At 69.1% G+C, this 26,395-nt stretch carries 24 protein-coding genes; 17 read left to right on the top strand and 7 right to left on the bottom strand.

The window, feature by feature from the left end:
• Nucleotides 1-331 precede the first annotated feature (331 nt).
• The gene (locus tag ABTY62_RS44070; RefSeq protein ID WP_352135023.1) at nt 332-1,273 is read right to left on the bottom strand and encodes a LysR family transcriptional regulator; all 942 of its coding nucleotides are present in this window, start codon (nt 1,271-1,273) and stop codon (nt 332-334) included.
• Between the two features lie 127 nt (nt 1,274-1,400).
• Here ABTY62_RS44070 and ABTY62_RS44075 point away from each other — a divergent pair, with 127 nt between their 5' ends.
• The 6 genes from ABTY62_RS44075 to ABTY62_RS44100 all read left to right on the top strand — a co-directional run bounded on the left by ABTY62_RS44075 (nt 1,401) and on the right by ABTY62_RS44100 (nt 7,533).
• The gene (locus tag ABTY62_RS44075) at nt 1,401-2,402 is read left to right on the top strand and encodes a fumarylacetoacetate hydrolase family protein (RefSeq protein ID WP_352135024.1); all 1,002 of its coding nucleotides are present in this window, start codon (nt 1,401-1,403) and stop codon (nt 2,400-2,402) included.
• Entirely contained in the window at nt 2,399-3,361 is a 963-nt protein-coding gene (locus ABTY62_RS44080) for a cyclase family protein (protein ID WP_352135025.1), read from the top strand. The genes ABTY62_RS44075 and ABTY62_RS44080 overlap by 4 nt, the downstream gene beginning before the upstream one ends.
• Before the next feature lie 23 nt (nt 3,362-3,384).
• Nucleotides 3,385-4,515: an FAD-dependent oxidoreductase gene (locus ABTY62_RS44085; protein WP_352135026.1), complete on the top strand. Its 1,131-nt coding sequence runs from the start codon at nt 3,385-3,387 to the stop codon at nt 4,513-4,515.
• Nucleotides 4,512-5,516 (top strand): amidohydrolase family protein, encoded by a 1,005-nt coding sequence (locus ABTY62_RS44090; RefSeq protein WP_352135027.1) that lies wholly within the window; start codon nt 4,512-4,514, stop codon nt 5,514-5,516. The genes ABTY62_RS44085 and ABTY62_RS44090 overlap by 4 nt, the downstream gene beginning before the upstream one ends.
• 13 nt (nt 5,517-5,529) lie before the next feature.
• Nucleotides 5,530-6,468, top strand: a complete 939-nt coding sequence (locus ABTY62_RS44095; RefSeq protein ID WP_352135028.1) for a VOC family protein — start codon at nt 5,530-5,532, stop codon at nt 6,466-6,468.
• Between the two features lie 93 nt (nt 6,469-6,561).
• Entirely contained in the window at nt 6,562-7,533 is a 972-nt protein-coding gene (locus tag ABTY62_RS44100; protein WP_352135029.1) for a fumarylacetoacetate hydrolase family protein, read from the top strand.
• A 152-nt stretch (nt 7,534-7,685) separates the two neighbouring features.
• Here ABTY62_RS44100 and ABTY62_RS44105 read toward each other — a convergent pair whose 3' ends face one another.
• Entirely contained in the window at nt 7,686-10,508 is a 2,823-nt protein-coding gene (locus ABTY62_RS44105) for a glycoside hydrolase family 2 TIM barrel-domain containing protein (protein WP_352135030.1), read from the bottom strand.
• Between the two features lie 652 nt (nt 10,509-11,160).
• Here ABTY62_RS44105 and ABTY62_RS44110 point away from each other — a divergent pair.
• From ABTY62_RS44110 to ABTY62_RS44120, 3 genes are all read left to right on the top strand, one after another.
• Nucleotides 11,161-13,173: a beta-galactosidase gene (locus ABTY62_RS44110; RefSeq protein WP_352135031.1), complete on the top strand. Its 2,013-nt coding sequence runs from the start codon at nt 11,161-11,163 to the stop codon at nt 13,171-13,173.
• 42 nt (nt 13,174-13,215) lie between these two features.
• On the top strand, nt 13,216-13,419 hold the full coding sequence (locus ABTY62_RS44115; protein ID WP_352135032.1) for a hypothetical protein: 204 nt from the start codon (nt 13,216-13,218) through the stop codon (nt 13,417-13,419).
• Between the two features lie 371 nt (nt 13,420-13,790).
• Nucleotides 13,791-13,994 carry a hypothetical protein gene (locus ABTY62_RS44120; protein WP_352135047.1) on the top strand — a complete coding sequence of 68 codons (204 nt, stop codon included), beginning with the start codon at nt 13,791-13,793 and terminating at the stop codon, nt 13,992-13,994.
• Nucleotides 13,995-14,069: 75 nt separating this feature from the next.
• On the opposite strand, the gene ABTY62_RS44125 is transcribed toward ABTY62_RS44120, so the two are convergent.
• Entirely contained in the window at nt 14,070-14,540 is a 471-nt protein-coding gene (locus ABTY62_RS44125) for a MarR family winged helix-turn-helix transcriptional regulator (protein WP_352135033.1), read from the bottom strand.
• Between the two features lie 160 nt (nt 14,541-14,700).
• On the opposite strand from ABTY62_RS44125, the gene ABTY62_RS44130 reads away from it, so the two are divergent.
• From ABTY62_RS44130 to ABTY62_RS44145, 4 genes are all read left to right on the top strand, one after another.
• A complete protein-coding gene (locus tag ABTY62_RS44130; protein WP_352135034.1) occupies nt 14,701-15,915 on the top strand; it encodes an MFS transporter in 1,215 nt (404 codons plus the stop codon).
• A 60-nt stretch (nt 15,916-15,975) separates the two neighbouring features.
• Entirely contained in the window at nt 15,976-16,800 is an 825-nt protein-coding gene (locus ABTY62_RS44135; protein ID WP_352135035.1) for an aldo/keto reductase, read from the top strand.
• 68 nt (nt 16,801-16,868) lie between these two features.
• Complete coding sequence (locus ABTY62_RS44140) at nt 16,869-17,918, top strand: TIGR03571 family LLM class oxidoreductase (RefSeq protein WP_352135036.1); 1,050 nt, start codon at nt 16,869-16,871, stop codon at nt 17,916-17,918.
• 74 nt (nt 17,919-17,992) lie between these two features.
• Entirely contained in the window at nt 17,993-18,421 is a 429-nt protein-coding gene (locus tag ABTY62_RS44145; RefSeq protein WP_352135037.1) for a universal stress protein, read from the top strand.
• A 5-nt stretch (nt 18,422-18,426) separates the two neighbouring features.
• Here the strand turns inward: ABTY62_RS44145 and ABTY62_RS44150 are convergent, their stop codons facing one another.
• The 4 genes from ABTY62_RS44150 to ABTY62_RS44165 form a co-directional block, all read right to left on the bottom strand.
• A complete protein-coding gene (locus ABTY62_RS44150) occupies nt 18,427-18,684 on the bottom strand; it encodes a nitronate monooxygenase family protein (protein WP_352135038.1) in 258 nt (85 codons plus the stop codon).
• 76 nt (nt 18,685-18,760) lie between these two features.
• Entirely contained in the window at nt 18,761-19,438 is a 678-nt protein-coding gene (locus tag ABTY62_RS44155; RefSeq protein ID WP_352135039.1) for an HAD family hydrolase, read from the bottom strand.
• A 96-nt stretch (nt 19,439-19,534) separates the two neighbouring features.
• Nucleotides 19,535-19,813, bottom strand: a complete 279-nt coding sequence (locus ABTY62_RS44160; protein ID WP_352135040.1) for an HPr family phosphocarrier protein — start codon at nt 19,811-19,813, stop codon at nt 19,535-19,537.
• A gap of 101 nt (nt 19,814-19,914) precedes the next feature.
• Nucleotides 19,915-22,020, bottom strand: a complete 2,106-nt coding sequence (locus tag ABTY62_RS44165) for a transketolase family protein (RefSeq protein WP_352135048.1) — start codon at nt 22,018-22,020, stop codon at nt 19,915-19,917.
• 274 nt (nt 22,021-22,294) lie between these two features.
• On the opposite strand from ABTY62_RS44165, the gene ABTY62_RS44170 reads away from it, so the two are divergent.
• The 4 genes from ABTY62_RS44170 to ulaA all read left to right on the top strand — a co-directional run bounded on the left by ABTY62_RS44170 (nt 22,295) and on the right by ulaA (nt 25,429).
• Nucleotides 22,295-23,023 carry a GntR family transcriptional regulator gene (locus ABTY62_RS44170; protein WP_352135041.1) on the top strand — a complete coding sequence of 243 codons (729 nt, stop codon included), beginning with the start codon at nt 22,295-22,297 and terminating at the stop codon, nt 23,021-23,023.
• A gap of 39 nt (nt 23,024-23,062) precedes the next feature.
• Nucleotides 23,063-23,518 carry a PTS sugar transporter subunit IIA gene (locus ABTY62_RS44175; RefSeq protein ID WP_352135042.1) on the top strand — a complete coding sequence of 152 codons (456 nt, stop codon included), beginning with the start codon at nt 23,063-23,065 and terminating at the stop codon, nt 23,516-23,518.
• The gene (locus tag ABTY62_RS44180; RefSeq protein WP_311730520.1) at nt 23,515-23,796 is read left to right on the top strand and encodes a PTS sugar transporter subunit IIB; all 282 of its coding nucleotides are present in this window, start codon (nt 23,515-23,517) and stop codon (nt 23,794-23,796) included. The genes ABTY62_RS44175 and ABTY62_RS44180 overlap by 4 nt, the downstream gene beginning before the upstream one ends.
• A gap of 244 nt (nt 23,797-24,040) precedes the next feature.
• Nucleotides 24,041-25,429 carry a PTS ascorbate transporter subunit IIC gene (gene ulaA / locus ABTY62_RS44185; protein ID WP_311730519.1) on the top strand — a complete coding sequence of 463 codons (1,389 nt, stop codon included), beginning with the start codon at nt 24,041-24,043 and terminating at the stop codon, nt 25,427-25,429.
• Nucleotides 25,430-26,395: the final 966 nt, after the last annotated feature.

The following is a 26,395-nucleotide window of genomic DNA, read 5'->3' on the forward strand; positions in this document are numbered from 1 at the left end:
ACGGCTCTGTAACAGGACATCCGCGGCGCGTACCTGAGCAAGACCGTCGTCTGCCCCGCATATGGCATCTGCCGTTCGGTTTTCGCCACCTTGCGGCATCAGCTTCCTGGTGGGAACCCGGTGGCCCATCCAATGTCCTGATGCAGGTCATCCAGTGGATGGATGCGGCCTGTCCATACGACCGCCAACGATGCCGGTTCAGTCCGCGAGCTGGTGGGGCAGCATCAGAGCAAGGCAGGGCGTGACCCAAAATGCCGTTTGCCCCGGGCGCGCCTGCGGTGCGGTGACGTCGTCCTATGGCGTGAGCGGCCCGGTGTGGACGGCGCTCGCGTCATTCCGCGGGCTTCCGGGACGCCGTCCCCTTCAGGCCGGTCCCCAGACGCCTGCCCACCCGCGCGCTCGTCTCGCGCAGCCAGATGTGGGCGGCGTCGTGGGTGTGCACCGGGTGCCACCACAGTGCCTCCCGTAGCGGAATGGTCTCGTACGGTGGCTCCACCACCCGCACAGCGGCGAGCGGCGCCAGCAAACGAGCCAGGCGCGCCTGCACCAAGGCGATCCGCCGTGTGCCGGCCACCAGGAGAGGCAGCAGCTGGAAGCTGTCGACGGAGACCTCCACACGCGGTTCGATGCCGAGCATGCCGAGCCGGCGCACCGCGGGGGCGTCGTAGGTGCGCTGGTAGGTGACCCAGGGCAACCGGGACAGGTCCTCACGCGTGAGGCGGTCCTCGACGCTCGGGTGATCGTCGGAGACGAGAAACACCCAGCGGTCGTCGTAGAGGTCGGTGGCGGGGAAGTCGCTGATGATGCCGTGCGGCATGAGCAGGCCGTCGGCGGTGCTCAGCAGTGTGGCGGTGTCGTCGACCACGGTGGGCGGGGTCTGGGTGAAGCGCAGCCGGATGCCGGGCGCCTCCTCGTGCACGACGCGGGCGAGTTCGGCGCCGAAGACGGCGACGGCGTAGTCCGACGTGATCAGTTTAAACTCGCGGGTCTCCTTGGCCGGGTCGAATTCAGCCTGGCTGGTAAACAGGCGTTCCAACACGTCATAGGCCGTGGAAGTGCGGTTGAGCAAGACCTGGCCGAGGGCGGTGAGCTCGTAATGGCCGCCGACGCGGGCGAGCAGGTCATCGTCGAAGTGGCGGCGCAGCCGGGCCAGGGCCGCGCTCATCGCGGGCTGGCTCAGCCCGACTCGCTGGCCGGCTCGGGTGACGTTGCGCTCTTCGAGCAGCGCGCGCAGCGCGACAACGAGATTGAGGTCGAGGCGGGCCAGAATCACGGACTTCCCCTCAGCGGTACAGCAATGACCAGGGAAAATAAATTGAACGGATACTGATCATTTATAACATCGATTTCCCTGATTGTTGGCGTGGGGTCCAGATTGGTCACATCGCAATAGGGAGGACATGTCCGTGAAACCCCAACCCGCCTCCGCGCTCTTCGCCGGACCATTCGCCCTCGCCACGCTCTCGGCCCCGGACGAGCCCGCCTTCCCCTCCCTCGTCACACCCGACGGCCGGGCGCTCGACCTACGAGATGCCTTCGGCGACGAACGGCTGACCGTGCTGGACGTGCTGGATCGCTGGGAGACGACCCTGCCGCAGCTGCGCACACTGGCAGCCGACAGCGCCCTCCATCGCACGCGCATAGCGGGCCTCCACGTACACGCGCCCATCGCACCGCGGCAGGTGTTCCAGTCGGGTGCGAACTACCGCCAGCACGTGATCGACCTGCATGTGGCCCACCGCGCCCCCGGTGACGACCGGCCTGCTGCGGAACGCCGCGCGGAGGCGGCAGAGCTCATGGACCGGCGAGCCGCGGAGGACCTGCCATACGTCTTCATCGGGCTGCCGAGTGCGATCACCGGCCCGTACGACGACCTCGTCCTGCCCGCTTGGGCCGAACAGCCGGACTGGGAGCTGGAGCTGGCGGTCGTCATCGGCCGGGCCGCCTATCAGATATCGGTGGAGGAGGCGCCGAAGCACATCGCCGGGTACACCATCGCCAACGATGTGACCGATCGAGCCGCCGTCTTCCGCCGGGACATGCCTCAGATCGGCACGGACTGGCTGCGCAGCAAGAACGCCCCGGGGTTCACCCCGATCGGCCCGTGGCTCGTCCCGGCCGAGTCGATCGCGCACCCTGACGACCTGCGGGTCACGCTCAAGCTCAACGGCGAGACCATGCAGGACGAGTCCACCAAGGACATGATCTTCAAGGTGGCGCGGATGGTGGCGTACGCCTCGCAGACCGCGCAGCTCCTGCCCGGCGACCTGGTGCTCACCGGCAGCCCGGCCGGCAATGGCATGCACTGGGGACGGCTGCTGCGCCACGGCGACGTCATGGAAGGCTCGGTCGCCGGGCTCGGTGCGCAGCGCACCCGCTGTGTGGCGGAGGCCGCGCCGTGACCCTGGACCGTCACAACCCCGAGGCCGCGATCGCCGAGGCCGTCAAGGCGTTCTCCAACTGGGGGCGGTGGGGCGCGGACGACGTGCTCGGCACGCTCAACTTCCTCGACGAGGCCAAGCGCCGGGAGGGGGCCGCGTTGGTGCGGCGGGGCGTGAGCTTCTCGCTGTCGCAGTCCTTCGACATGGACGGCCCGCAGAAGGGCTGGCGACGACGCACCAACCCGGTGCACACCATGCTCGACACCGGTACCGACGCGGCCCTCGGCAACCAGGGCTTCCCGCACGGTATCGGCGGCGCCGACGACGTGATTGCGATGCCGCTCCAGTGCTCCACGCAGTGGGACGGGCTCGGGCACATCTTCGACCACGGGCGGGCCTGGAACGGACGGGACGCGGCGCGCACCGTGACCTCCGACGGCGACCTCGTCACCGGCATCGAGCACATGGCGCCGTACATTGCCGGGCGCGGCGTCCTGCTCGACGTGGGCCGGGTGATCGGCGAGCAGGACGAGTTGCCCGACGGCTTCGCCATCACCGAGGAGCATCTGGCCGACACGGCCGAGGCGCACGGTGTGACCGTGGACCGGGGTGACATCGTCGCGGTCCGCACCGGACGGCTGGCCCGGGCCCGACGTGAGGGCTGGGGCGAGTACGCGGGCGGCGACTCGCCCGGACTGTCCTTCACCTCGGCCGGCTGGCTGCACCGTACGGAGATCGCCGCGATCGCCACCGACACCTGGGGCTTCGAGGTGCGGCCGAACGAGTTCGAGGGCGCCTTCCAGCCGCTGCACCAGGTCGCCATCCCCAACATGGGTCTGCTCATCGGCGAGATGTGGGACCTCGACGCGCTCGCCGCCGACTGCGCGGCCGACGGCGTGTACGCCTTCTGGCTCACCGCCGCGCCCCTGCCCATCACCGGGGCCGTCGGCTCCCCGGTCAACCCGATCGCCGTCAAATAACCGGCAGGACAAGGGAGTTACCCATGACCACACCCCGCAGAGTCCTCGTCGTAGGCGGCGGTGCTGCCGGTAACGCGGCGACCATCCTGCTGCGCCGCGCCGGCCTCCCTGTGGACCTCGTCGAGGCCAAGGCCGACTGGAACGCCACCACCGGCTCCGGCATCACTCTCCAGGGCAACGCCCTGCGCGTGCTGCGCGAGCTCGGCGTGTGGGACGAGGTGTCCGCCTCCGGGTACGGCTTCGGCTCGCTCGGCGTGACCGCCCCCGATGGCACCGTGATCCACGAGAACGAGGACATCCGCACCGGCGGCGAGGACCTCCCCGCCACGCTCGGTATGCGGCGGCCCCGGCTCCAGCAGATCCTCATCGACGCGGTCCGCGCCTCCGGCGCCGCCGTCCGACTCGGCACCACCGCCAGGGCCCTGGAGCAGCACGCCGACGGCGTCTCGGTCGACTTCAGCGACGGCACGCGGGGCCGCTACGACCTGGTGATTGCCGCCGACGGCCTCAACTCGGCCACCCGCGCCGCGATCGGTATCGCCGACAAACCGGAGCCGACCGGCATGGCCATCTGGCGGGCCCCCGCCCCGCGCCCCGCGGGCGTCACCCGCACCGACCTCGCCTACGGTGGCCCGGCCTACATCGCCGGCTACTGCCCGACCGGCGAGAACACCATCTACGCGTACGTCGTCGAGGCCAACCGCGACCGCGCCACGATCCCGCCGGAGACCTATGCGGACGAGATGTGCCGACTGGCGCGGGTGTACGGCGGGGTGTGGCCCGAGATCGTCGAGCACATCACCGACCCGGCGCAGGTCAACTACACCTGGTTCGACCAGCTGCTGGTGGAGGGCTCGTGGCATCGCGGCCGGGTCGTCCTCGTCGGAGACGCCGCCCACTGCTGCCCGCCGACCATCGCCCAGGGCGCGGCCCAGTCCCTGGAGGACGCATCCGTCCTCGCCGAGCTGCTCACCAGTGGCCGCGACTGGGGTGACGACCTCTTCCAGGCGTACTACGAGCGCCGTATCCCCCGGGTGCGGACCGTCGTCGAGGCGTCGGTGCAGATCGGGCAGTGGCAGCTTGACGGTGTCCGGGACGCCGACGTGCCCGGTCTGATCAGCCGCACGATGAACCTCCTGAAGGAATTGCCGTGACCACGCCCACTGTCGACGTACACGCCCACGTCCTGCTGCCCGAGGTCGACGCACTGGTGGACGGTCTGCCGGGCTTGGCCGCGGCGAAAGCCCTGGACGCTCGGCGCAACGGCCCCGCGGCCCTTGCCGTCAACGGGCCCATGGTGCGCCGGCGCATCCCGAAGTTGACCGACGTCGCCGTGCGGCTGGCCGCGATGGACGCGCAGGGCGTGGACGTGCAGCTGGTGAGCCCTTCGCCGTCCCACTACCACTATTGGGCGGAGGAGGAGACGGCCGAGAAGGTGTGCCTGCTCGCCAACGAAGCGACTGCGGCGCACTGTTCGGCCGCCCCCGAACGGCTGCGCGGACTCGGCCTCGTACCCCTCCAGCATCCCCAGCTCGCGGTACGTGCCCTCGACCACGCCCTGGAACAGGGGCTGAGCGGGGTGGAGATCTCCAGCCACGCCCCGGGCCGTGAGCTGTCCGACCCGGCGTACGAACCTTTCTGGTCGCGAGCCGAGGAGACCGGCGCAGTGCTCTTCGTGCACCCCTTCGGCTGCACGCTCGACGAGCGGCTCGACCAGTGGTACCTGTCCAACACCGTGGGTCAGCCGGTGGAGAACGCCATCGCCCTCTCCCAGCTGATCTTCTCCGGTGTCCTGGACCGCCACCCCGGTCTGAAGCTGATCGCCGCACACGGCGGTGGCTATCTGCCCACCCACATCGGCCGCTCCGACCACGCCTGGTCCGCGCGGTCCGACGCGGGCGCGGACTGCGCGCACCTGCCCAGCAGCTATCTGAAGCGCCTGTACTTCGACTCTCTCGTCCACGACCCGCACGTCCTGCGGGAACTCATTCGCGTGGCCGGCCCCGACCGAGTCTGCCTCGGATCGGACTTCCCCTTCGACATGGGCACCGAGGGCCCGGTCGCCGCACTGCGCGCCGCCCGTCTGCCGGCCGCCGATTTCGACGCCGTACGTGGCGGCAATGCCGCCGCACTGCTCAACCTCACCCTCGACTGAGGAGAATCCTGTCATGAGCGCCCGTCTGCTCACCCATCTGCGCCACGTCGACCTCGCCGTGCCCGACTACGACAAGCAGCTCGACTTCTACGCCGGCGTCTGGGGCCTGACCAAGGTCGCAGAGGACTCGGGGATCTCCTTCCTCGCCGCCGAGGGCAGCCCCGAGCAGTACGTCGTGCGGCTGCGCAAGGCCGACGAGAAGCGCTTGGACCTTGTCTCCTACGGCGCCGCTTCGTCGGCCGACGTGGACGCGCTCGCCGAGCAACTCCTGGCGGATGGCGTGCGGTTGATCTCCCAGCCGGGCAAGGTCGAGACGCCAGGCGGCGGCTACGGCTTCCGCTTCTTCGACGTCGATGGACGCACCATCGAGGTCTCGGCCGACGTCGAGGTCAGGAAGCACCGCAAGATCGAGGAGAAGGAGTCCATCCCGGTCAAGCTGTCGCACGTCGTCCTGAACTCCCCGGATCTGAACGTGACTCGGGAGTGGTACGAGCGTCACCTCGGCTTCCGGCTCTCCGACTCGCTCAGCTCGCCGCACATGGGCGAGGTCATGCACTTCATGCGGATCAGCAACCAGCACCACTCCATGGCCATCGCGCAGGGCCCGCACACTGCCCTGCACCACATCTCCTTCGAGATGCGCGGCCTGGACGAGTACATGCGCGGCTCCGGGCGGGTGATGCGGGCCGGTTTCAAGAAGGTCTGGGGCCCGGGACGCCACATGGCGGGCGACAACACCTTCACCTACTTCCTGGACCCGCACGGCAACACCGTCGAGTACACGACCGAGCTGGAGCTGCTGGACGAGGACACCTGGCACCCGCACGTCTACGACTTCTCCCAGCCCGAGGTCACCGACCAGTGGGGCACCGCAAACCCGATGAACGAGATCGTCGCGAAGGAGTCGTTCAACGACGTCGACCGGGGCGTCTTCGTCGCCCCACCGGTCTGATCCCACCCGGACTCCCGGGGCGCGGCGCCCCTGTCAACTGCCCTGAGTGCACAAGCGCCGCGTCCTCGGGCCCAGCCCGCCAGGAGCCGCACCATGCGTTTCGCCGCTTACGAACACCAGCACCGCCGCCGAGTGGCCGTTGTGGAGGACGACGGCACGCTCCTGTCCCTGCCGGGCGTCACGTCGCTCACCGCTCTGTTGTCGCAGGCCGAAGGCGCGCCCGGACTCCTTGCCGCGGGCGCAGGGGCGCTCGACGCGCCACCCGGCCCCCACATCTCCGAGGTCCGGCTGCTACCTCCCCTCCAGCCTGCGTCGATACGGGACTTCGTGACTTTCGAGGAGCACGTGGAGGGCGTACGACGGTCCGTGCAGGGTGGTGTCGGCGTCCCCGAACAGTGGTACGCCGCCCCGACCTTCTACTTCACCAACCCGCACGCCGCGTACGGCCCTCACGACGACATTCCGGTGCCACCCGGCTCCGCGGTCCTGGACTTCGAGCTGGAGGTCGCCGCGGTCATCGGACGGGAAGGCCACGACCTCACTCCCGAGCAGGCCCGCGACCACATCATCGGATACACCGTCTTCAACGACTGGTCCGCCCGCGACCTGCAGTCCGCCGAAATGAAAGTCGGCCTCGGCCCCTGCAAGGGAAAGGACACCGCCACCACTCTCGGGCCCTATGTGGTGACCGCCGACGAACTGGAGCCGTACCGCGACGACGACGGCTTCCTGCGGCTGGCGCTCAGCGCCGAGGTCAACGGCGAGGTCGTCGGCCAGGATCTGCTGTCCAACATGAGCTGGACATTCGAGGAGATGGTCGCCTACGCCTCCCGCGGTACGCGCGTGATGCCCGGCGATGTCCTGGGCTCCGGCACCTGCGGCAACGGCGGCTGCCTGGCCGAACTGTGGGGCGTACGCGGCCAGCAGACACCACCGCCGCTCAAGCCCGGCGACACCGTCACCCTCACCGTGGAAGGCATCGGAAGCGTGTCCAACACCGTCGTCCCCGGCGCCGATCCGGTGCCTCTTCCCACCGGCCGGCGCCGGTCCCGGGAACGGCCGTGAGCGAGCTGTACCGGCCCAGGCGTCCGTAGTAGTGGACGTGGCGCATCGCCCACACCGGACGGATCCGCCCGCGGCCGGAGTCGGAGATCACGGTCTGCTCGTTGTACGCGCAGTTCTGGCCGCTGCCCCAGAAGTAGGTGGCGACTCGGCGATCACCTGCCGGATGTCTCCGAGAAGGTGACGGCGAAGGTGGCAGGCCGGGCGGTCAGCCGGTAGTGCGGCAGGACGCGGGGGCCGCACGCGGCGGACCCCAGTCCGTGCTGGGCGAGGTCGACGTTGACGTGGACGCCGGCACCGGGGCGGAGTTCGTCGGTGTGCCGGGCGGTGTCGAGGTCCTCGCTGCTCCAGCGGCGGGCGGTCAGGTGGTAGGTGGGGGTGCCGGTGACGCGTAGTCCGCCATGCGGGCCGGTGAGCTCCGCCGAGCGGACGTCGGCTCGGCTGCCGTTCTCCTGTGGGAAGACGTACGGCGTCTGAAGGGCGTCGACCGAGCTGCTGTGGCGGCCCAGGCGGGCGGCGAGGCGACTGTCCGGGTATGCCTCTCCGGGGCCCAGCCCGTACCAGGTGACGTGGTCGATCCAGGTGGGGAGGGCCAGCCGTAGACCAAGGCGGGGCAGCGGGGTGTCCTGCCAGTCCCCGTCCGGATCGACCTGAAGGGTGAGGCGGAGGCCGTCGTCAGTGGTCTGCCAGCGGTAGGTGGCGTACATGCCGAGGTCGGTGGCGGCGGGGGCGACCCGGGTGCGTACGACCACCGTGTCGTCCTCGGCGTCGATGTCGATCAGGCGATGGTGCAGGCGTTCCAGGCCGATGCTCCGCCAGGTGTCGGCCACCGGGTCATGGCCGAGACGGTCGTTGTCGGTCGGTGCCCGCCACAGGTCGAGTCGGGGGCCGGTGACGGGCAGGTCCCCGATCCGGGTCAGGCGGCCGGTGCGGGAGTCGAACAGCCCGAGGTCGGGCATGGACGCGCGGGTCGCTCGGCGAACCGGGACCGGCTCCGGGATCCGCTGGGCCCAGGCGACCTCGTGGCCGGCCGGTGCCCAGCTCTCGTCCCTGGCGAGGACGGCACTGACGGTGAGCACGCCAGAGGTGTCCGTGGCGGGGTACGGCAGCCGGACCGGAGGGCTGCCCGCGGGGACGGGCGGGAGCGGCAGGGTCCCGGAGGCGGTCCGCTCGCCCTCCTGCTCCAGGGACCAGGTAAGGACCAGGTGGGAGAGATCCCGGAAGTCGTGGAGGTTGGCGATCTCCATGGCTTCCGCCATGGTGATCCGTACCGGCTCCGCGACCTTCTTGTACTCGTTCAGGCTCGGCGAAGGGCTGCGGTCGGGGAACACCAGCCCGTCGCAGACGAAGTTGCCGTCGTGCAGTTCCTCCCCGAAGTCGCCGCCGTAGGCGAAGTGGCTGTCCTGGCGCAGGCCGTGGTCGATCCACTCCCAGACGAAGCCGCCCATGCAGCGCTCGTACTTCTCGAACAACCGCTGGTATTCGACGAGTCCGCCGGGGCCGTTGCCCATGGCGTGGGCGTACTCGACGACGACGGACGGCATGCCGCGCCGCCGCGCGTCAGCGGCCGGGTCGGGAAGCGGCTCCTCCGCGCGGCGGCCGATGGTGTCGAGTTCCTCGTGGGAGGTGTACATGCGGCTGTAGACATCGGTGTAGCGACTGCCCCAGTCGTGCTCGTAGTGGAGCGGCCGATCCGGGTCGCGCCGCTTGGCCCATGCGGCCATGGACTGGAGGTTGCGGCCGTCACCGGCCTCGTTTCCGAGCGACCACATGACGATGCTGGGGTGGTTCTTGTCCCGCTCGACGGTTCGCTCCATGCGGTCCAGGTACGCCTCACGCCAGCGGGGATCGTCACTGGGATTGCCGCGCCAGTCGCCCATCAGGGAGAAGCCGTGGGTCTCCAGGTCGCACTCCAGCATCACCCACAGGCCGAGCTCGTCACACAGCTCCAGGAAGCGGCTGTCCGGCGGGTAGTGGCTCGTGCGGACCGCGTTGATGTTGTGGCGCTTCATCAGGACGATGTCCTCGTGCATGGTCGTCTCGTCGAGGACGCGCCCGTGGTCGGGATGGAACTCGTGCCGGTTGACGCCGCGGAGCAGCACGGGCCGGCCGTTGACCTTGAACACTCCGTCCTCGATGGAGACGGTACGGAAACCGATCCGCAGCGGGATCGTCTCGCCGCCGGCGCGCAGCTCACCGGCGTACAGCCGGGGGATCTCGGCCGACCAGGGCTCGACGGCCCCGATGTCGTACGGACCCTGGGCGGGTACGTCACGCAGGCCGAGTTCCTCGACGGTCAGCCGGGCGGGTGCGGAGGTGTCGACGCGCAGGGTGCCATGGCCGGTGGAGTGGTCGAAGTCCGCGTGGACGAAGAAGTCGTCGAGCGCCCCCGGAGCACGGCTGAGGAGCATGACGGAGCGGAAGATCCCGGAGAGCCACCACATGTCCTGGTCTTCCAGGTAGCTGCCGGGCGACCACTGGTGGACGCGGACCGCGAGGAGGTTGCGGCCCGGCCGGAGGATCCCGGTGACGTCGAACTCGGTGGGCAGTCGGCTGCCGGTGGACCAGCCCAGCTCCCGCCCGTTGAGCCAGGCGGTGAAGCAGGAGTCCACCCCGTCGAAGCGCAGGACCGCTCCGAGGTCGCCCCACTCCTCGGGCAAGTCGAAGGTGCGCCGGTAGTCACCGGTGGGGTTGTCGTCCGGGACGTACGGAGGATCGAGAGGGAAGGGATAGGCGACGTTGGTGTAGACGGGGGTGCCGTGGCCGTGCAGCTGCCAGTGGGCGGGGACGGGCAGTTCGTCCCATCCGGAGTCGTCGAAGGCCGACAGTTCGATGCCGGTGGGGGCCTGGGCGGGCGACGCCGACAGCCGGAACCTCCAGTCTCCGTCCAGGACCATTGAGGGGGCGTCCGAGCGGAAAGCGGCCCGGGGCGGCCGTCGGCCCTTTCCGGGGGTGAAAGTCGTCAGTCGGTCGTCCATACGGCTCCGGCTCCACTTCGCATGATGGTGAGCGTCTGGGCTTGTCACGTGGCTGCCACGGCGCCGCCGGGGCAGTCACCGCGGCTGAGCCGGTCGGGGCGTTGGGCACGGACGTACTCCTGCTTAGGTGTGCGGGCGCGGTGCGAAGGGGGCTGCGAGGGGCGTTGCGTTGAGGGGTGCCGACAGGGGGGGTGCAGCGGTTCCCGTTCATGACGGCCCCGTTCGAGGGGGCATACTGGTAAACAACCGGTTTCTTGTAGCGATACAAAAACGCTGCCACTGGAAGACCGGGGGAGTCAAGAGGGCTGCGTCAAGGCTGTCGTCGGCGGGGCTCGGTACAAGAAAGTCTTGGTTCTCATATGGGCATTCCGCCCCCTTGACACCGTGTGACGGCCAGTCCTAGCGTTCGCCGAGGTTGTCCGGAACCGATTTCCGCAGACAGGCGTTTCGGGGCGTTACGCCGCACGGCCGAAGAACCGGGCTGCCGCCTCTTCCTCCTCTCGTCGTGCCTCCCTGCGCGGCAGATCCGCATCTTCTGGCGGATCTTCCTCCCCCAGTCCTGGCGCGTCGTCGCCACCAGCCTGATCCTGCAGCGCAGCTTCGTCGCCGGCACCGCCACGTCCGGACTCAAGTGACACACAAGGGACCGTCAGTGACCGCGAAACCCGAACTCTCACTCCCTGGCATCGCCTACGGAGCCGACTACAACCCCGAACAGTGGCCCCAGGAGGTCTGGGCCGAGGACATGCGCCTGATGCGCGAGGCGGGTGTGAACATGGTCAGCGTCGGCATCTTCTCCTGGGCGCTGCTGGAACCGTCCGAGGGCGTGTACGACTTCTCGCGCACGGACCGGATCCTCGACCTCCTCCAGGACAACGGCATCGCCGCCGACCTCGCCACCCCGACCGCGGCCCCGCCGGCGTGGTTCTACCGAGCCCACCCGCAGGCGCTGCCGGTCGACGTCGACGGCCGCCGGCTGTCGTACGGCAGCCGTCAGACGTTCTGTCCGTCGAGCTCCGCCTACCGCGAGGCCGCCCTGCGCATCACCGGCGCTCTGGCCGAGCGGTACGCGGCACACCCGGCGGTGGCCATGTGGCACGTCCACAACGAGTACGGCTGCCACAACAGGACCTGCTACTGCGACATCAGCGCGGAGGCGTTCCGCCGCTGGTTGCGGGAGAAGTACGACGACGATCTGGGGGCCCTGAACCACGCCTGGGGCACCACCTTCTGGAGCCAGTGGTACTACGACTGGGACGAGATCCTGCCCCCGCGCGCGAGCGGCGCCGGCTCCAACCCGACGCACCTGCTGGACTGGCGCCGCTTCTGCTCGGACGAACTGCTGTCGCTGTACACGGCCGAACGGGACGTCCTGCGGGCGGCGGCCCCGCAAACCCCCGCGACAACCAACTTCATCGTGATGCGCGGCTCCGACCCGCTGGACTACTGGCGCTGGGCCCCCGAACTGGACGTCGTGGCGAACGACCACTACCTCATGTCCGACGACCCCGAGCCGGAGATCGACCTCGCGCTCAGCGGCGATCTGATGCGGTCGCTGGCGGGTGGCCCCTGGTTCCTGATGGAGCACTCCACGGGCGCGCTGAATTGGCAGCACGTCAACAGGGCCAAGCGACCCGGGGAGTTGCGCCGCAACGCACTGGCGCACGTGGCGCACGGCGCGGACGGCATCGCCTACTTCCAGTGGCGGCAGTCGAGGGCGGGCGCCGAGCAGTGGCACTCGGCGATGGTCCCGCACGCCGGTACCGACAGCCAGATCTGGCGTGACGTGGTCCGGCTGGGCGCCGATCTCGCGGCGTTGGCGGAGGTGCGGCGGAGCGAAGGCACGGCCGACGTGGCCATCGTCTGGGACTGGAACACCCGTTGGGCCATGGAGCTTCCGGCCCAACCCAGCTCCGAGCTCCGCTTCGAGGAACTGGTTCGCGCCTGGTACGAGCCACTGTGGCGCACAGGCGTCGCTGTGGACTTCATACGGCCGGACGCTGACCTGTCGTCGTACCGTCTGGTCCTGGCCCCCAGTCTGTACCTGGTCGACGACGCGGGTGCGGTCAACCTCATCGGTTTCGCGGAGCGCGGCGGCACGCTGGCCGTCGGCTTCCACAGCGGGGCCGTGGACGAGAACTGCCATGTGCGGCTGGGGGGTTACCCGGGAGCGTTCCGGGAGGCGCTGGGGGTCCGGTCGGACGAGCTCTTCCCCTTGCAGCCCGGTGAGTCGGTGGCACTGAGCGGGGGCGGTACGGGGTCGCTGTGGTCGGAGCGCCTGCGGCTGGAAGGTGCGGAGGCGGTGTTGTCGTACAGGGAGGGACCGCTGAGGGATGCACCGGCCGTCACACGGCACACGCACGGTGCCGGCGCGACCTGGTACCTGGCCACACGCCCGGACCCGGCCACCCTCGCGTCCCTGCTGACCCGTATCCGCACAGAGGCGGGCGTGGCGTCGGTCCGTACGGCACCGGAGGGTGTGGAAGTGGTGCGCCGCCGGTCACCTTCCGCGGACTACCTCTTCCTGATCGACCACGCAGGCAACGGCGGGAAGGTGACCGTCGCCGAGGACGCGGTGGAACTCCTGACGGGCAAGGCTGTGCCGGGTTCGGTGACGCTGGCACCGGGAGACATCGCGGTGGTGCGGGAGCCGCGACGAGGCTGACTCCGTGTCCTGCGTGCGGACACGGAGTTCTACAACGCCGACGTGGTGGCCGCCTGCCGCCGGGCCGGAACCCACTTCTCGATCCGTATGGGGATGAACCCCTCGATCAAGCGGACCAGCGCCGCCGTTCCCGGCCATGCGTGGAAGCCGATCCGCTATCCGAGGGCGGTCCTCGATCCCGACACCGGCGAGCTGATCTCGGACGCGGAAGTCGCCGAGATACCTGCCTGCACCGACGGACGGTGACCTACTCAGCGATCGTGCGCCGGGTCCGTGACCTGGCCAAACCTGCCATCGTCAGCGGATGAACCTCGCCACGTCGTCTCCGGAGCGGCAACGCGAGGACGTGCGGAGCGCGGCCGCGTGTGTCGGGGGCCACATCATCGGCTGAGCCGATGACAGGGGGGTGTCGGACGCCACCGACCCGATGACCCGGCCGAAGCCGGGCCCGTGGCTTCGCGATGAGAGAGGTTCGTACGACGGGTTGGTGGCCGCAGCCGTGGACCGGCTCGGCCGCAACGTCGTGGACTGCCTGAACACCGGCTACAAGATGCGTGACGAAGGGAAGCTGCTCGTCACCTACGGCCTTGGCGGCCCTCGGCTTCTCCACGACCGGCATGTTCCTGCCGTTCGTCCTCCACCTCCAGACCACCCTCGGTCTCACACCCACACAGGCCGGGCTCCTCACCGCGCCCATGGCGCTCGTCGCCGCCACGATGGGCCCCTTCATCGGCCGTCTATCGGACCGTGTAAACGCCAAGCTCCGGTGCTGCCCCGCCTGTTGGGCATGGTCCTCGGCCTGGCGCTTGTCGCAACCGTAACGCTTGTTGAAGCGGTCCGCTTCGGGAGGATTCGTCCCGGCGAGCCTCCGGTCAATGACGCGGGGCGCGCCCCTTTCAGGTGGCGACAGCGACCCGGGTGGGCAGCGACCGCACCGCCCGGACCAGCGGCTCCAGCCTGGGATCCCGAGCTGCCTCCGCGAGTGCCGCACGCAGGGCGGTGTCGTGTGCGGGACGGGCCGCCTCAAGCAGCTCCATGCCGGCGTCGGTGACGTTGGTGTAGATCCCGCGGCGGTCGGTGGGGCACAGGTAGCGGGACAGCAGGCCGCGGTCCTCGAGGCGGGTGACCAGGCGGGTGGTGGCGCTCTGGCTGAGGACGACCGCGTCGGCGACCTGTTTCATCTGGAGATGCCCTCCGTCTCCGTCGTGCTGTCGGCTGAGCACGTCGAGTAGCGAGTACTCGCGGGCGCTCAGGCCGTGATCGGTTCCCAGAGCGCGTTCGAGGTGGGCCTCGATCGTGCCGTGAAGCACGGAGAGGGCGTACCAGCCCTGGGCCAGAGCGGAAAGGGCTGGGTCGGTGGCAGTCACAGGAGCCTCCTTCGTCGGCGGGCCTGCCTCGCGCTATCAATAATTGCACACGATGGCAAATTCAAACTACATTATCCCTCGCTTGCATGTAGCCCGCGCGTGCAATTATTGTGGGCGACTGTAAGCGTCTAACGCAATCGCTTGGAAGGTATCTCTCCCCATGCCTCTCGCGCTCCTGGCCCTGGCCATCGGGGCCTTCGGGATCGGCACCACCGAATTCGTGATCATGGGCGTGCTGCCCCAGGTCGCAAACGACTTCGGCGTCAGCATCCCCACCGCCGGCCTGCTGGTGTCCGGCTACGCCCTCGGCGTCGTCATCGGTGCCCCGCTGCTCACCGTGCTCGGCACCAAGGTGTCCCGCAGGAAGATGCTCATGTTCCTCATGGGCCTGTTCGTCGTGGGCAATGCCCTCTCGGCCCTCGCGCCCAGCTTCGGAGTCATGCTGATCGGCCGGATCGTCGCCTCGCTCGCCCACGGAGCGTTCTTCGGCATCGGCTCCGTGGTCGCCGCCGACCTGGTGGCTCCGGAGAAGAAGGCCTCCGCCATCTCCCTGATGTTCATGGGCCTGACTGTGGCCAACGTCATCGGCGTCCCCGGCGGCACCTACATCGGGCAGGTCGTCGGCTGGCGCGTCACCTTCATCGTCGTCGCCGCCCTCGGCATCATCGGTCTCCTCGGCGTCGCCAAGCTCGTCCCCGAGCAGGGCAGACCCAAGGCCGGAAACGTCCGCGCCGAATTCGCCGCCTTCAAGAACGTGCAGGTCTGGCTCGCCATGGCGATGACCGTCCTCGGCTACGGCGGTGTCTTCGCGGCGATCACCTACATCACCCCGATGATGACCCAGGTGGCCGGCTACCCCGAGGCCGCTGTGACCTGGCTGCTCGTCCTGTTCGGCGTCGGCATGTTCCTCGGCAACCTGCTCGGCGGCAAGTTCGCCGACCGCGCCCTGATGCCGATGCTCTTCACCACCTTGGCAGCCCTGGCCGCAGTGCTGCTGCTGTTCACCGCCACCGCCCACAACAAGGTCCTCGCCGCGATCACCCTCACCCTGATCGGCGCGCTCGGTTTCGCCACGGTGCCGCCGCTCCAGAAGTGGGTCCTCGACCAGGCCTCGGCCGCCCCGACCCTGGCCTCCGCCGCCAACATCGGCGCCTTCAACCTGGGCAACGCACTGGCCGCCTGGCTCGGTGGCGTGGTGATCTCAGCGGGGCTCGGCTACACCTCGCCGAACTGGGTCGGTGCCCTGCTTTCCGGCAGCGCCCTGCTGCTGTCCTTCCTCGCCGCGTTCCTCGACCGTCGCAGGCGCCTGGCCTCCGGCGACGTCGTGGCCGGCTCCACGCAGGCTCGGCGGACCGCCGTCCCGATCGGCCACTGACCCCGGGCAGGCCCGGCCTGACCACAACCCGAACACTACGAACCGAGTGAGCAACACACCATGAGCACCCCCACCACCGTCACCCTCAACAACGGCGTCGAGATCCCCCAGCTCGGCTTCGGCGTCTTCCAGGTCCCCGACGCCGAGACGGCCGCAGCTGTCACGACCGCCCTCGAGGCCGGCTACCGCTCTGTCGACACCGCCGCGATCTACGGCAACGAATCGGGAGTCGGCAAGGCCCTCGCCGGCTCCGGCATCGCTCGCGAAGACCTGTTCATCACCACCAAGCTGTGGAACGCCGACCAGGGATACGACGCCACGCTCAAGGCCTTCGACGCCAGCCTGGACAAGCTGGGCCTGGACTACGTCGACCTCTACCTGATCCACTGGCCGACCCCCGCCCGTGACCTGTACCGGGAGTCGTGGAAGGCCATCGAGAAGCGGGCTGCCGACGGGCGGATCAGGGCCGCGGGCGTGTCCAACTTCCAGCCGGCGCACCTGAGGCGCCTGCTGGAAGGCGCCGACCTGGTGCCGGTCGTCAACCAGATCGAGCTGCATCCCGGCCTTCAGCAGAACGAGCTGCGCGCCCTGCACGCGGAACTCGGCATCGCCACGGAGGCGTGGAGTCCGCTCGCGCAGGGCGCCGTCCTGGGCGATGAGCCGATCACCACCATCGCCGCGCGGCACGGCAAGTCGCCCGCGCAGGTCGTTCTGCGCTGGCACCTTCAGCTCGGCTGCATCGTCATCCCCAAGTCTGTTACGCCCGCCCGCATTCGCGAAAACCTCGACGTCTTCGACTTCGCTCTGTCGGACGACGAGATGGCCGCCATCAACGCCCTCGACCGCGGTCTGCGCACCGGTCCGGACCCGGACGCCCTCAACTAGTCCGTCCCGACCGACCCGTGCGGGACGGATCCGCACCGTCCTTACCGACGTTGAAAGGAGTCCCTCTGATGTCTCCCACTCCCACTCCCACTGCCACTGCCATGGAGCGGCTCGTGAACCCCGCGGGTCTGCCGACTCTGGGGCTTGAGCTTCCCCTCGACAACGACTGGGGCAACACGCGCCTGCGTGCCGACCGGGCCTCCGGCCGCCCTTTCGGTGTCCCTGACCTGACCCGTCACGCCGAACTCGCCCGCCTCGCCGACACCTTGGGTTTTGCGAGCCTGTGGGTCCGGGATGTTCCCTTGTACGACCCCGAGCAGTTCGGCGACGCCGGCTCAGTCTTCGAGGCGTTCACGCATCTGGGGCATCTGGCGGCAGTCACCGAGCGGGCCGTGCTCGGGACCGCCGCCATCGTGCTGCCGCTGAGGCAGCCGCTGCTCGTCGCGAAGGCGGCGGCCACCGTCGACGTCCTCTCCGGTGGTCGGTTCATCCTTGGGCTGGCCAGCGGCGACCGGCCGGTGGAGTATCCCCTGTTCGGTGCGGACTTCGCGGCCCGCGGCGCCACGTTTCGCAAGGGCGTGGAGATCCTGCGCGCTGCCTGGGCCACCCGTCCGAGCGGGCAGGGCATCAGCCTGCCCGACATCGGACTCGGCGCCGATCGCAATCTCGAGGTGCTGCCCAAGCCGACGGGCCGGTCCATCCCCATCGCCATCGCCGGGCACGCCCAGCAGTCCGCGGAGTGGATCTCACGGAACGCGGACGCGTCCCTCAACTACCCTCGGCCCCTGGGCGCGTTGCGGCTGAAGACCCGCGAGTGGCAGAAGCTCACCGCCGGGGCCCCCAAGCCGTACCTCACCCCCATGCAACTGGACCTCACCGAGGATCCGGCCGTCGCCGCGACCCCGATCCGGCTCGGCTTGCGTACCGGGTCCGAGGCCCTGGTCGGCCACCTGCGGGAGATGGGCGGGCTCGGTGTCAGCCACGTCTCCTTCAACCTGCGCCCCGGTGACCGTCCCGTCGAGGAGATTCTCCAGGAACTCGCCGAAACGGTACTGCCTCACTTCCCCTCCGCCGGGGTGTCGGCCGCGACCGGTGCGGACGCTGTCGCCACGCTTTGACCGGCCACCCGGGAGGCGCCGTCGCGTCCCCTTGTCCCTCGCCGAAAAGATCTCAGCCTTCAAAGGAGTGACTCATGTTCCAGAACATCGTGGTTGCCGTCGATTCCAGCGCAGGCGGTGCCGTCGCCCTGCGCACAGCGACTCGCCTGGCACAGGCCTCAGGTGGCGTCGTGCACGTTCTCCACATCGCCGTTACGGACATCGAGCTCTACGCCGCGGTGCGTTTGGAGGACACCGACGCGGCGCAGCAGATGCTCAACACCGCGGTCGCGTCGGTTGTCGACGCCGGCCTCCGCTCCGAAGGTCACCTCGCGGCAGGCACGGTCAATGAGGTGCCCGGCATCATCACCGAGACCGTGCGGGAGGTGGGGGCGGACCTGCTGGTGATCGCCCCTCATCGGCGAAACATGTTCACCGCATGGTTCACACCGCGGGTGAGCGACGCGGTGACACACATCAGCGACATTCCCGTTCTCCTGGTGCCCGACGGCGTCAAGGAGTAGCGGGCTCAGCGCCGGGTGCGCACGCGCGGCAGTTCCGTTACGGCCGCCGCGTACTCCTCCACCCAACGCCGGACGATCTCCGCCGCCGGGATGACGGTGCCCACGAGGCCGACGGACTGGCCGGCTTCGACCTTGCCGTTGGTCACGTCGCCTTCGTGGGCGGCCATTATCAGGCTGGATGCGGTGAACTCCGCCCTGCGGGCTTCCAGTTCGCCGTTCGAGGCCTCCAGCGCCGCCATGCGTTCGGTGAAGGCGTTGCGCACAGCCCGGATGACTCCGAGGCCGTGGCCGTGGCCGACCGTGCGGGTGTCCTCGACCGTGGCCCGCAGGAGCGCCTCCTTAGCCGGCCGCGGTGTCCATGAGGTGCGTGAGGTCCGGGATGACGCCGAGCGTGGCGTGTGAGAGGACGCCGGGTTCGGTGGGACCGCCGCTGTAGCCGACGGCGGGCATGCCCGCCGCGAGCGCGGCGTCCACGCCGGCCGGGCTGTCCTCGACGACGAGGCAGTGGGCAGGGGGGCAGCCCAGGCTGCGGGCCGCGTGGAGGAAGAGGTCCGGGGCGGGTTTGCCGCGGGGAACGTCATCGGCGCTGAACACCTTGCCGGTGAACCGTTCGATGAGTCCGGTGGCCGTCAGGGAGTGTTCGATGCGCTCGTGGCTGCCGCTGGAAGCCACGCAGTAGGGGAGTTGGCGCAGGTCGAGGAAGTCCAGCAGTTCTCGGACACCGGGCATGGTGTGCGGTCGGGCGGCGAACGCGTCGCGGACCCGGTTCCGGTAGACGCCGAGCCAGTCGGGACCGAGGGGGACGGTGGCGTGGGAGCGGACCTGCTCGTACAGATATGACTCGGGCCTGCCGAGGAACCGCTGCCGTACCTGCGCGGGTGTGAGGGGCCAGCCGACCTCTGTGGCCATCTCCGCCACAATCGCGGGGCCTATGCGTTCGGTGTCCACCAGAACTCCGTCGCAGTCGAAGATGACGAGCCGGGTGTCACGCAGGGCACGGCGTGGGCGCGTGTTCACGATGACCTCGCTTCGCGGGGGGATATCGACGGTGCCCCGCCCTGCTGTCGCTGTCGGCGACTGCGGGGCGGGGGCAGTGGGCGACGGAATCGGGTGTCATCCCTCTTTCTGGGCGTCGTGGTCGCGGGTGAGCAGGACGGCCAGCTCCTCCAGGGCCGCCTCCGCGCCGTCCCCCTCGGCGGCCAGCACCACCGAGTCGCCGTGGGCGGCTCCCAGTGCCAGTACGGACAGGAGACTGCGCGCGTCGACGGGGTCCCGGCCGTCGCGGGCGATGGTCACCTTGACCGGCTGCCTGGCGGCGGTTTGGACGAACGCGGTCGCGGGTCGGGCGTGCAGCCCGCTGCGGGAACCGATGGTGACGACACGCTGGGGCATCGCGGGTGCTCCTTTGTCTGGGGGAGGGAGTCGGACTGCTGGGCGTGGCCGCGCGCAGGGCGGGCCACCCTTACCGCTCGGGCCTTGGGCGCCGACGGTGTTCAGGACCTCGCGGCGGAGAGGGATTCCAGAGCGGCCGCTACGACGGCGTCTTCGGTCATGCCCACCGCGGCCATCGCCTGTGCCGCGGGTGCGGAGGTTCCGAAGCCGTCGACGGTCACGGTGCGGCCGTACTCGCCGAGCAGGTCGTGCCAGCCGAAGGCACTCGCGGCCTCGACGACGACACGGGCCCGGACGGACGGTGGGAGTACCGCGTGACGGTAGGCGGCGTCCTGTTCGGCGAACCATTCCTTGCACGGAACGGAGACGACCCTCGCCGCCACGTCCCGCTGGGCGAGCGCGTTCCGGGCCTCCAGGGCGAGTGGCACCTCACTGCCGCTGGCCAGGAGCACCACATCCACGGCGCCGTCGGTGTCGGCCACCACATAGGCACCGCGGGCCACTCCCTCGCGCACGTCGTCGGCCGGTGTCGGCAGTACGGGCAGCGCCTGGCGGGCCAGTACCAGTCCGACCGGCCCGGGGCGGCCGAGTGCGCTCAGCCAGGCGGCCGCGGTCTCGGTGGCATCGGCCGGGCGGACCACCGACAGACCCGGCATGGCCCGCAGCGCGGCGAGGTGTTCCACCGGCTGATGGGTGGGGCCGTCCGCGCCGAGGGCCACGGAGTCATGCGTCCAGATGTGGACCACCGGGAGGCTCATGAGGGCGGCGAGCCGCAAGGAGGGCCGCTGGTAGTCGCTGAACACCAGGAAGGTGCCGGCGAACGGGGTGTCGTAGCCGACGAGGGAGATGCCGTTCAGCGCGGCGGCCATCGCGTGCTCGCGAACGCCCCAGTGGATATTGCGGCCGTGGAGGCCCCGCCCGCTGCCCTCGTCGGTCGGCTCGTCAGCCGGTTCGTCGGCCGGTTCGTCGGCCGGCAGGAACGAACCACCGGAGGTGATGGTCGTGCGGTTGCTGTCGCCGAGGTCGGCCGAACCGCCCCACAGCCGTGGCAGCGCGTCGGCCAGGGACTGGATGACTTTGCCGGAGGCGTCCCGCGGTGCGACGAGGGTTCCCGGCTCGAACACGGGGAGGGCGTCGGCGGTCCCGGCGGTGTCGATGGGCCGGATGGCGTGTGCGCGGGCCCGGGCACGCTCGGGGTGCGCGGCCGCCCACTCGGCGAGCGCCGTGTCCCAGGCGCGGTGCAGTTCGGCCCCCCGGGAGATGGCACGCCTGGTGTGCCGCAACACCTCCGCCGGTACGGTGAACGGCTCGTCGGCGATGCCCAACCGCGCCTTGAGCGCGGCCACTTCGGCCGCGCCCAGGGGCGCGCCGTGCGACGCGGCTGTGTTGGTCGCGTTCGGGGCGGGGAAGGCGATCTGCGACTTCAGGGCGATGAGGCTGGGCCGGCCGGTGTGCGCACGGGCGGCGGTCAGCGCGGTGTCGAGGGCGTCGGTGTCGATGTCACCGTCGGCGGCGAGACCCACCGTCTGTACGAACCAGCCCTGGGCGGCGAAGCGGGCGACGGTGTCCTCCCGGGTGGTCAGGCCCGTGGAACCCTCGATCTGGATGCTGTTGTCGTCCCAGATCACCACCAGGTTGTCCAGGCGGTGGCGTCCGGCCAGCGCCCCGGCCTCGTAGGAGATGCCTTCCTGGAGATCGCCGTCGGAGCACAGCACCCATACGGTGCGGACGGGAACGCCGTCCGCGGTCGCGTCGGCCCCCGTCAGCCGGGCCTGGTCCCGTTTCAGGGCCATGGCCATACCGACGGCGGTGGCAACCCCCTGGCCCAGCGGCCCGGTTGTGGTTTCCACCCCGGTGGTGTGCCCGTACTCGGGGTGGCCCGGTGTGCGGGATCCGAGCTGTCGGAAGCGCCGCAGGTCGTCCAGTTCGAGCCCGTAGCCGGTGAGATAGAGCTGCGTGTACTGAAGGATGCTCGCGTGCCCGCACGAGAGCACGAAGCGGTCGCGCCCCTCCCATGAGGCGTTCGCGGGATCGTGCCGTATGTGGCGCTGGAACAGCAGGTGGGCAACGGGGGCCAGAGCCAGCGCGGTGCCCGGATGGCCGGAGCCGGCTGCCTCGACCGCGTCCACCGCCAGGGCTCGCGCCGCGGCGATGGCCCGCTCGTCCGCCTCGTCGAGCACGCGCCCGGCCCGGCCTTGCGAGGGCATGGCCGTCTGCTCTGTTGCGAAAGTCACGGAGACTCCTTGGAGAGGTCATGACGTCATGATGACTTCGGAAACGTAGTCGATATCTCCGTGTAAGCGCCAGGGATCCGCCGGGAGGGGAACCTCACAGCTCAGCGGAAGATCACGGGGAGGTGTGCCGGTGCATGGGCGCCGTCCGGTGCTCGTATTTCGCTTCGGTTGCGACTATTGACGCGTTCAGCAACCTGTAGTCATCATGACGTCTCGATGACACATGAACTCGATGAGGAGATCAGGGATGGCGGGGCACAAGTACGCGCAAGTACGTGACCACCTCCTGCGCCGCGTCCGTGACCTGCCCGTGGGTGGACAGCTGCCCGCCGAGAGTGTGCTGTGCGCGGAGTATGAAGTGAGCCGCATCACACTGCGTCGCGCCGTGGACGAGCTGGTCCAGGACGGATACCTCGTGCGGGAGCACGGCCGTGGCACCTTCGTGACCCGCCCGCGCTACAACCTGAAGCACCGCGAGCGGTTCGTGAACGAGGTGACCGGCTTCCATACGCAGCTGGCCCGCCAGGGTCACACCGTCATCTCCGAGGTGGTCGCGCAGGAGCGTATGCGGGCCGGGGCGCGGCTGGCGGACGCGCTCGACATCAGCCGGGCCGCGTCGGTCATCCGGCTGGAGCGGGTGCGCCGGGTCAACGGAGTGGTGCACCATCTGGCCGAGTCGTATGTGGAGGAGGAGCGGTTCCCGGATGTCCTGACGACCGACTTCACCTCCACATCGCTCTACGCTTATCTGCGCGCGCACCATGATGTGCTGCTCGCCCGCAACGAGATCGTCGTGGGCCTGCACATCTGCGACGGGCGCGAGGCGGCCCTGCTGGGCGTGGCCGAGGGGTCTCCGCTGCTGCTGGCCACCTCATGTGTCTTCGAGCCGGGCGGCAGACCGGTCATCCACGGCACGTCGAAATTCCTCCCCGAGACCGCGGAACTCTCCTTCGACATCGTCGCCGATGTCGAGTAGTCGTTCCCAGCGGCCTTGAGAACAACCATGTAGGTGCACATGCTGAGTGATCTTTTGACCGAGGAGAAGATACGTTTCTCCCAGGACAAGCTGACCTGGCGAGAGGCCGTGACCCAGGTCGCCCGGCCGCTCCTCGACGCGGGTGACATCACCCCCGGCTATGTCCAGGCCATGCTGGAGTCGATCGAAGCCGGCGGAACGTACATCGATCTGGGCCACGGCATCGCCCTGGCCCACGCGCGGCCCGAGAGCGGGGCCGTACGCACCGCCATCTCCATGCTCCGGCTGCGCGAGCCCGCCCCGTTGCTCGACCAACCGGAGCACGCGGTCGACCTCTATTTCTGCTTCGCGGCGGTCGACGCCGAGGCGCATATGAGCGCCATGGCGTCCCTCGCCCGCATCCTGTCGGACGCACCCACGCGTCAAGCTCTGCGAGACGCGCCTACCGCGCCCGATGTCGCCAAGTTGATCACTCAGTTCGAGGAGTCCCAATGAAGTTCCTGGCCATGTGCAGCACCGGACTCGGCAGCAGTTTCATGGTGCGCATGAACATCGAGACCATCGTCGGTGAGCTGGGGCTCTCGGACGTCACCGTCGAGCACTCCGACATCAGCTCCGCCGGACCGGACAGCGCCGACGTGTTCTTCGTCGCGAAGGACCTGGAGGACGCCACCCAGGGACTGGGCGACGTGGTCGTGCTGAACAGCATCATCGACATGGACGAACTGCGCGACGCGGTGAAGGCTGCCGCCACCCGGCACGGGCTCCTCTGACCCGGACCCACTCGTTCGTCCCCACACAGCGCATCCCGACGCGGCGGCAACGCCCGCACCACACACCGGCCGGCCGCCGCCCCGCGCGCCTCCGGCCCACAGCCCTCGGCGCCCCCCTCTTCTTCGCGTCGATCAACGGGCCGTACCACCAGCCAGTCCGGCCGTGCGCCCCCTCGCCGTCCCGTCCGGCACCCACCCATCCCCGCAGTCACGGCCTCGTCGTGCCCGAAGAGAGGTGTTGTCAGTGAACAGCGTTCTGCAGAACCTTCTCGATGTCTTCCGCGAACCCTCCGTCATCGTCGGCTTGATCGCCCTCCTGGGTCTCCTACTGCAACGCAAGTCGCTCTCCGACACCATCAAGGGGACGACCAAGGCGTTCGTCGGCTTCCTTGTCCTGGCGGCGGGCGCCGGAGTGGTTTCCGACGCCCTGACTCCGTTCGGCGAGATGTTCCAGCACGCTTTCGGTGTGCAGGGCGTCGTGCCCAACAACGAGGCGATCGTCGGCAAGGTACTCACCGACTACGGCTCCCAGGCCGCACTGATCTTCTTCTTCGGCATGGTCGTGAACGTGCTCCTGGCGCGGTTCACGCGGTTCAAGTTCATCTACATGTCCGGGCATGTCGCCCTGTACCTGGCGGCCATGATCGCCGTGATCCTCATCGCCAACGGCTTCAGCTCCTGGCAGGCCGTCCTCTGGGGCGCCATCGCCCAGGGCCTGATCACCACGCTTTCTCCCGCACTCGTCCAGCCGTGGATGCGCAAGGCGACCAAGAACGACAATGTCGCGCTCGGCCACACCGGCAACTTCGGCATAGCCACCAGCGGTCTGGTCGGCAAGCTCTTCGGCAACCCCGAGAAGTCCACGGAAGACCTGAAGATCCCCAAGGGGCTCGGCTTCCTGCGCGACACGACCGTCGTCATCGCCAGCTCGATGGGCGTCATCTATCTGCTCGTCACCCTGGTCGCCGGGCCCGGCTATGTCGAGGACAAGCTGAGCGGCGGCCAGTGGTACCTGCTGTGGGCCGTCATGCAGGCCGGCAAGTTCGCCGCCGGCGTGTTCATCATCCTGGCCGGTGTCCGCGTGGTGCTCGCCGAGATCATCCCCGCTTTCAAGGGCATCTCCGAGAAGCTGGTCCCCAACGCCCGGCCCGCCCTCGACGTCCCGATCGTCTTCACCTTCGCCCCGAACGCCGTACTGATCGGCTTCCTGTCCAGCTTCGTCGGTGGACTCATCGGCATGGGAATCCTCGTGGCCGTCGGTGGAACGATCATCATCCCCGGCATCGTCGCCCACTTCATGACCGGCGCCGCATCCGGTGTCCTCGGCAACGCGACGGGCGGACGACGCGGCGCGGTGCTCGGCGCCATGGTCAACGGCCTCATGATCACATTCCTTCCGCTGCTCGTCCTGCCCTACCTCGGCGACGTCGGGCTACAGAACTCCACCTTCTCCGATGCCGACTTCGGAGTCTCCGGACTCCTCCTCGGTGGCGCGGTCCATGTCAGCCATGCGGCCGTCATCGGCCTGATCGTCTGCGCGCTGGTCGCCGTCTTCGTCGGCAGCGCCCTGACCACCCGCCGACAGGCCGCCAAGGAAGCCTCCACGACGTCGGAGAAACTGCCCACTGCCTGACCCACTCACCGCGACAACGCGGCCCGGGGAACCCCGGGCCGCGTTGTCGCGGTGCATGTCCACCACTGACCTCACCACTCTCACCGGCCCGGAACTGATGCGCAGGGTCCAGTACCTGCGACCGACCGAGGCGCGGGAGGCGGCGCCGGTTTTGCGTAGCACGTCTGAGGATTTCTCGCTCCCGTTTACTTCTTCCGTCGTCATCGATTAATTCGATAGGAGCGTGCGGTATGAGGGTTCCGCTGGTGCCGGGTGCGTTTCCGCAACCCGGTTAGCCTGGGGTTGTCTTTGCGGAGGTTGGCGGACACGAACAGGGATAATCCCGACCGGCAGGTGCGGCTGAGCTTCCTGGGCTGAGCAAGATCGTCCTGGGGTCTGGCCGCCGAATCTCCGTACCTTGCGTGTTCTGGAGGCGGCAGCGGTATCCGGCTGCTGCGGCGCGAGCGGCGAGCTGGGGGCCGCCCTCGCCCGATCGGTCCTGGACAGCGTGCTGCCGACGGCGGACCTGATGGGCGTCGCACGGGGTCGAGGCGGGCGGGCAGGCCGAAGAGTGGGAAGAGATGAGCGGTTTCCAGGAAGGATTTGAGCGCGGAGATCCGGCCGGCTGACAATGGATTTGGGTTCTATCAGCAATGCCTCGCGGTAAACGGCGGAACACCGGCAGGCCGCACGGTACTTTGGCACCGGCAGGACGCTCCCATACCGGACGGGATTCTCCTGTAGGGGAGGTCAACCAGCCTTCGAGCACGCCTCGAGCTGCCCGGGCGACGATCCGCTGGTCGGCCCGATCACCGACCGATGATTAGCTTCGCTCTTGAGGTTCTATCAGAGGCTTCGCGTAATTGATTCTTCGCGTCGCACCCGGCGGAATTCCGAGGCCGTACCTTCGATGCACCTGCCGGAAACGATCTCCCTTTACCCAGCTCCGCCGATGCTTTCGGAGAAGCCATGAGATCTGCTGCCCGG

The organism is Streptomyces sp. NPDC097640 (assembly GCF_040302705.1).
Lineage (GTDB): Bacteria > Actinomycetota > Actinomycetes > Streptomycetales > Streptomycetaceae > Streptomyces.